Consider the following 3278-nt stretch of genomic DNA (forward strand, 5'->3'; position numbering starts at 1 on the left):
ACCACTTAGGGGCATAGTTTAGCGGTAGAACTACGGTCTCCAAAACCGTCAGCGCGGGTTCGATTCCTGCTGCCCCTGTTTATCATGGCGATTGTGGCGAAGTGGTTAACGCACCGGATTGTGATTCCGGCATTCGAGGGTTCAATTCCCTTCAGTCGCCCCATTTTGTTGGGCTGTAGCCAAGTGGTAAGGCATCGGATTTTGATTCCGACATGCGTAGGTTCGATCCCTTCCAGCCCAGCCATTTTGCGGAAGTAGTTCAGTGGTAGAATACGACCTTGCCAAGGTCGGGGTCGCGGGTTCGAATCCCGTCTTCCGCTCCATTTAATCTCTTTGGCGCCATAGCCAAGTGGTAAGGCAGAGGACTGCAACTCCTCTATCGTCGGTTCGATTCCGACTGGCGCCTCCAACATAATATGCCGGTGTGGCGGAATTGGTAGACGCGCACGACTCAAAATCGTGTTCCTCTGGAGTGTCGGTTCGACTCCGACCACCGGTACTCTCTGCGGGTGTAGTTTAATGGTAAAACCTCAGCCTTCCAAGCTGATGACGAGAGTTCGATTCTCTTCACCCGCTTCATATCTCTCTGCCCTTAGTGGCGGAGAGATTTTTTGTATGCGAAAATAAGAAGAGTGAGGTGATGAATGGGATGACTCCTGAGATACTAAAACAACAGATTGTCGAGTACGCTGCGTCAATCGGGATCGATGAGTTGAAAGTGACGACGGCCGATCCGTTCATCGTCATGAAACAACGGCTCATCAAACAACAAGAGAAAGGCTTCGCTTCAGGATTTGAAGAACCCGACCTTGATAAACGGACGACGCCTGAACTATTGTTAGAGGACGCCCAGTCGATCATTGCGATTGCGGTCGCCTACCCGAGCAAATTGAAAGATGCGCCCCGGAGCGTGGCAGGCGAACGGCGTGGACTGTTCGCGCGTGCCTCGTGGGGGCTTGACTATCATCGCGCCGTCGGCTCACGGCTTGAACAGCTTCAAGCGTATATCGAAGAACTCGTTCCCGGCGTCAAAACGCGCTCGATGGTCGACACGGGTGAACTTGTCGATCGGGCTGTGGCCGAACGGGCCGGAATCGGGTTTAGTGGGAAAAATTGCTCGATCATTTCGCCGGAGAAGGGATCTTACCTGTACTTGGGGGAGATGATTTTAGACACGTATCTGCCGCCCGATACAGCAATCGAGGACGGGTGCGGGGACTGTGATAAATGTATGACCGCCTGTCCGACGACGGCGCTCGTCGAACCGGGTGTGCTTGACGCCAAACGGTGCATCGCTTACTTGACCCAGATGAAGACGCTCATGCCGCGAGAGTTCCGCTCGAAGCTTGGCGGACGCCTTTACGGCTGTGATACGTGCCAACAAGTCTGTCCATATAACCGTAAGAAAGATTGGCGCCATCATGAAGAGCTGTTGCCGGAGGCAGAAGTCGTCAAACCGCTGCTCGAACCGCTGCTCAGCTTGAGTAACCGCGAGTTCAAGGCGAAGTTTGGTCACTTGTCCGGCTCGTGGCGCGGCAAGAAGCCGATTCAACGTAACGCGATCTTAGCGCTCGCACATTACCGTGAACCGTCAGCCGTCTCGGTGCTCGAAACATTCATTCAAACCGATGAGCGTGAAGACATGCGGGCGACGGCTGTCTGGGCGATCGGCGCGATTCTCGGTACTGACGCCGAAGCAATCTATCAAGAGATCGAACGCGTAGAGCAATCAGAACTGGTTAAAGAAGAGATTCGTATATTCCGAGAGGAGTGGGAACGTGAAGACCGTGTCATCTAAATGGGGAACGTTATCGTACGAATTAAATGAGCAGGGGAAGTTAATCGCGTTAGACTTTGCGGAAACAGAACAGGCAGATGGGAGCGCACCGGTGTGGCTCGTCGACATGATCGAACGGGTCGAACGGGAAGGGCTCCAAGAAATTGACCGCGTGTGGATTGATATGAACGGGACGGTTTTCCAACAAGAAGTGTGGGATGCGTTGTTGACGATCCCGTCTGGTGAGACGCGGACGTATAAACAAATCGCGGAACAGATTGGACGTCCGAAAGCAGTCCGTGCCGTCGGCCAGGCGTTGAACCGTAATCCGCTGCCTGTCATCTTCCCGTGCCATCGTGTCGTCGGCAGCAGCGGACAGCTCACGGGTTTTGCGGGCGGGCTCGATCAAAAACAACGATTACTCGATATCGAACAAGTGAAGTGAGGAATAGATTATGGCTAACCATGTAGTAATGTTTCAACCGGAAATCCCGGCAAATACGGGCAACGTCTCGCGGACGTGTGCGGCAACGAACTCGGTGCTCCATCTGATTCGTCCGCTCGGCTTCTCGACGGATGACAAGATGTTAAAACGGGCCGGCCTCGACTATTGGCAGTTCGTCGACGTCCGTTACCATGACTCGCTTGACGAACTATGGGCACAACATCCGGACGGCGAATTTTTCTATATTACAAAGTACGGCGAACAGTATCCGAGTGACCTTGACGTGTCTGACGTCGAGAAGGACTATTTCTTCGTCTTCGGACGTGAGACGAAAGGTTTGCCGATGGAAGTGATCGAGGACAACCTTGACCGCTGCATCCGCTTGCCCCAGTCAAACCTCGTCCGTTCGCTCAACGTCTCGAACACGGCAGCCATCATCGTCTATGAGGCACTGCGCCAGCAAAGCTATGCGGGATTAAAGTAAGAAAAAAGAGCCCGATTCGTGAGAATCGCGGCTCTTATTGATTACCTTCAGGTTTTCTGTTGTATCCTGCTGTTAAGATTGCCGCAAGGAAGACGACGCTGATTCCGACCATTAGTAATAAACCCATTTAAAAATCCCCCTTTTGTTCTCCATGACTACGAATATTATAATATACTTGATAATAGATTTGCACTGAATATGAGAAATTCTTGTGAAATGAGAGCCTATATGAAAACAAATGTGTACTTGTTAAGCTACGCCCCGTTGATTGGGATCATTCTTTTTTCGATGTCACTCGCTATCGCCACGTCTGAATACGCCATTCAATGGCTGACGCGTGTCGGGGTGTATAGTGAAATCATCGCGCTGTTGTCTGTTCAAGAGACGAAGATCCTCGTGCTCGTCATGTTCTTCACGATATACTTCATGCTGTTTAGCGCCTTTAAACTCGTCGCCGATACGTTCAACCAACTCGGTTTCGCATTTTTTGCGCGTGAGACGAACGGGAGCTCGCTCCATCGCTTAAAGCCAGGAGCAACGATTTTTTTGGTCGGTTCAGGTGTCAGTTTTTT

Annotated in this window: 4 protein-coding genes and 7 tRNA genes; all 11 read left to right on the forward strand. The window is 51.8% G+C overall.

Annotated features, from left to right (window positions below):
• Positions 1 to 7 precede the first annotated feature (7 nt).
• Positions 8 to 78 (forward strand) — tRNA-Trp (locus A6395_RS11985).
• 9 nt (positions 79 to 87) lie between these two features.
• Positions 88 to 163, forward strand: a tRNA-His gene (locus A6395_RS11990).
• Between the two features lie 6 nt (positions 164 to 169).
• A tRNA-Gln gene (locus A6395_RS11995) sits at positions 170 to 244 on the forward strand.
• A 4-nt stretch (positions 245 to 248) separates the two neighbouring features.
• Positions 249 to 323, forward strand: a tRNA-Gly gene (locus A6395_RS12000).
• 12 nt (positions 324 to 335) lie between these two features.
• Positions 336 to 409: transfer RNA gene (locus tag A6395_RS12005), tRNA-Cys, on the forward strand.
• 9 nt (positions 410 to 418) lie between these two features.
• Positions 419 to 499: transfer RNA gene (locus A6395_RS12010), tRNA-Leu, on the forward strand.
• 6 nt (positions 500 to 505) lie between these two features.
• Positions 506 to 576, forward strand: a tRNA-Gly gene (locus tag A6395_RS12015).
• 73 nt (positions 577 to 649) lie between these two features.
• Positions 650 to 1798: a tRNA epoxyqueuosine(34) reductase QueG gene (gene queG / locus A6395_RS12020; protein WP_071399198.1), complete on the forward strand. Its 1149-nt coding sequence runs from the start codon at positions 650 to 652 to the stop codon at positions 1796 to 1798.
• Positions 1788 to 2222, forward strand: coding sequence for a methylated-DNA--[protein]-cysteine S-methyltransferase (locus tag A6395_RS12025; protein WP_070327983.1), 435 nt, complete (start codon positions 1788 to 1790; stop codon positions 2220 to 2222). Before queG ends, A6395_RS12025 begins: the two co-directional genes overlap by 11 nt.
• A 10-nt stretch (positions 2223 to 2232) precedes the next feature.
• Complete coding sequence (gene trmL / locus A6395_RS12030) at positions 2233 to 2706, forward strand: tRNA (uridine(34)/cytosine(34)/5-carboxymethylaminomethyluridine(34)-2'-O)-methyltransferase TrmL (protein WP_070327891.1); 474 nt, start codon at positions 2233 to 2235, stop codon at positions 2704 to 2706.
• A gap of 228 nt (positions 2707 to 2934) precedes the next feature.
• A partial coding sequence (locus A6395_RS12035) for a DUF5366 family protein (RefSeq protein ID WP_173647394.1) occupies positions 2935 to 3278 on the forward strand: 344 nt, incomplete at its 3' end.

This window comes from Exiguobacterium sp. SH31 (assembly GCF_001816105.1).
GTDB lineage: Bacteria > Bacillota > Bacilli > Exiguobacteriales > Exiguobacteriaceae > Exiguobacterium > Exiguobacterium aurantiacum_A.